Genomic DNA, 245 nt, shown 5'->3' on the forward strand with positions numbered 1-245 from the left:
GTCAATGCCTGGGGCACGCTGCTGCCGAACGCGAACGGCCGCGTACCGGTCAGCCAGTCGGTCAACAACAACGGCCCCAACGCGGCCTATTTCGACCAGCGCGCACGGCAGATCGGCTACATCCTCGACCATCGCTTCAACGACGCGGTCAGCTTCAGCCAGACCGTGCGCTATGAACGGCGGGACGTGTCCTGGGACCGCTGGATCTTCACCGCGGGATTCGTCGACAACGACATCGTGGACGG

The 245-nt window shown here is 64.5% G+C and carries 1 protein-coding gene; it reads left to right on the forward strand.

Annotation, left to right across the window (positions count from 1 at the left end):
* The coding region (locus SB822_RS59765; RefSeq protein WP_410859468.1) for a hypothetical protein at positions 1-245 on the forward strand (245 nt) is incomplete at both ends.

The sequence above is a fragment of the Paraburkholderia sp. SIMBA_054 genome (genome assembly GCF_046534875.1).
Taxonomy (GTDB): Bacteria; Pseudomonadota; Gammaproteobacteria; order Burkholderiales; family Burkholderiaceae; genus Paraburkholderia; species Paraburkholderia hospita.